The organism is Paenibacillus sp. 01T442 (assembly GCF_056398345.1).
The window spans coordinates 1-2,302 of record NZ_JBFTPF010000181.1; the positions used below are offsets into that span (position 1 = coordinate 1).

Genomic DNA, 2,302 nt, shown 5'->3' on the forward strand with positions numbered 1-2,302 from the left:
GGGTTTGGTATTAATATTAATATTGTTAGTAATTATTGTTTTTGTTGTAAGAGGTCAGTTGAATTAGTAGATATATATGGTATATCTGACAGCGAAGAAACGGGAGATAGTTAAATCGATTTCGGGAATAAATCTTAATCCAATGTTTTCTAAAGCTATTGGAACCTTAGGAGAACACCACATGAAGAAGTCAGTAACTATTTTCTTTATAGCCATGATTCCGTAGCGGATAATACAAAATCATTCCCTAATTTCTTTCCAGTTGGCATATTCACAACACGCGAATCAGCCTTAAAGCAAATTGAATCCATGCCCAGAGATAATAACTATCAACTGCTTCGGATGCCAATTAACAATGATTTTTCTTACTAGCATAAAAAGAACGGAAAGTTAATTGGGATGGATGCTATTCATCACGAACATTTTCATTTTAAAGATGAGTCTATTGAAGAGATTTAACTAGCGATTCTTATTACTCTAAACATAAGAACGAGAGCTTAAGAGACAAGAAATCTATAAATAATATTCAGGGGGTAACATACATTTGATATTTAAAGATGCACAACATGCATGGAATCCAAGTCAACAGGAAATCAGGGCGTGGGCTTATAGTAGTGAGAAAATTCCTGAACAGGACTGGGAGTTAGCGGTTAATAGCAATGATAACATTCCGATGATCTGTGAGCTGATTGAGGATGAAAAATGCAAACATCTCTCTTTTTTTCTGAGCAGCTTGTATGTTTTCACTGGAGATATTGTTAAAACAGGGAAAAAAGAAGCTGTAATGAATCTTGTTGTTCTCCTTGAAAGAGTGAAGAAAACAGCAAAATCACTTCGTTTAATTGACTGGATAGAACGTTCTGAACATTTAATAAACAATCCCACGGAATACGAATATAAATATTGGGGACTTGGCTCTAAATACGTTTATTGAGATGTCAATATACTTTGTTATTGTACTACTAACGGGCGAATGTTAGTTCAATTAAATAAATTGGTAATATATAAAATTAGGAGGCAATTGAATGGCAAATGTACGATTGGCTACCTTAGATGATGTCGATGAACTTGTTCAAATGCGTTGGGACTTCTCTGCAGAGGATTATGGGGTTAGTACGGTTAGTTTTGAGGAGTTTCACCAGATTTGTAGTGAGTTTTTGATCAAGGCGATTGAAAGCCGAGATTGGTACATTTGGGTTGCAGAATTTGAAAATAACATAGTTTCACATATGTATCTGCAATTGATAGATAAAGTACCAAGACCTGGTAAATCGCGAGACCCTTACTATGGTTATGTTACAAATGTCTATACTCGTCCCGCATTTAGAAGCCAAGGTATTGGAACAGAGATTCATATCGCTATGGAAAAATGGTCCAAAGACAATAAAGTTGAATTTCTTATTCTTTGGCCCAGCAGCAACAGTGTCCAGTTTTATTCAAGAAATGGCTTTGCTCACTGCGAAGAAGCGATGGAAAAACATTGGTGAGATGTCATGGCATTGAATCGAGGGACGGATAACTAGAGTACAACAAACAACAGGCTGCCGGCAATCGGCAGCCTGTTGAGGTAACTGGCAGAAGAACGTGGTGGAACATGTATTTTTTATCTCAATCTATTTATGGTACGGTTCACCGTAATGCATCCGATTGTTTCGTGTATCAGCTGTCTGATTACATATTTCAAATGATGGTAAATCAATTTTAAAATTTCAGAAATGCTAGGCGAAATTTATGACACATGGAGTTACAGTTAATTCGTTCTCCCTCTAAATAGTATACTATTTGACAATGGAAATAATAGTAGGAAAAGGGCTGTGTGGGCTTATGAACGGCTCTGAAAGGAGTGTGTAAGAAGCTTTGCGTGGGATTCAAACATGCCTTAGAAGGCTTTCTAGGAGTTCTGATGTTGTTGTGTAGGAGGGGGGCATCAAAATGAAGTTGTTTTAGTGGTGAAAGGGGTATAGCGCTTCCACCGCTCGACTATAAGTGGTATTTGAAGCGATGGGATAAAGACGTTCGTTCCAGTATATGGTATTATTGCTTAATGAAAGAATGAAAATATATGCTAATTAATTAAATAGGTGATAAATATGAGGGATATTGTAAGGAAGGTCATTCATGAATGGAATCCGTTTGGTCTTTTACCACATGCACCTGATGATGAATTTGATTCTGAAATCAAGAGGGTCACAGAATCTTTAGCAGATGCTAATACAGTCGAAGAATTAGCAAKCCGAATACAAGAGATATTTTCAATTAGTTTTGGTGAGCCATTTGGGTATGAAGAATGTTTTAAGAAAGC

General features: G+C 36.5%; 3 protein-coding genes. All 3 read left to right on the forward strand.

Annotated elements, in window-relative coordinates; all coding sequences use genetic code 11:
* Nucleotides 1–544 precede the first annotated feature (544 nt).
* A complete protein-coding gene (locus AC1DLM_RS35185) occupies nucleotides 545–934 on the forward strand; it encodes a hypothetical protein (protein ID WP_441991662.1) in 390 nt (129 codons plus the stop codon).
* A 91-nt stretch (nucleotides 935–1,025) separates the two neighbouring features.
* A complete protein-coding gene (locus tag AC1DLM_RS35190; RefSeq protein ID WP_441991661.1) occupies nucleotides 1,026–1,487 on the forward strand; it encodes a GNAT family N-acetyltransferase in 462 nt (153 codons plus the stop codon).
* A gap of 603 nt (nucleotides 1,488–2,090) precedes the next feature.
* On the forward strand, nucleotides 2,091–2,302 hold a 212-nt coding region (locus tag AC1DLM_RS35195; protein ID WP_477572600.1), incomplete at its 3' end, for a DUF1871 family protein.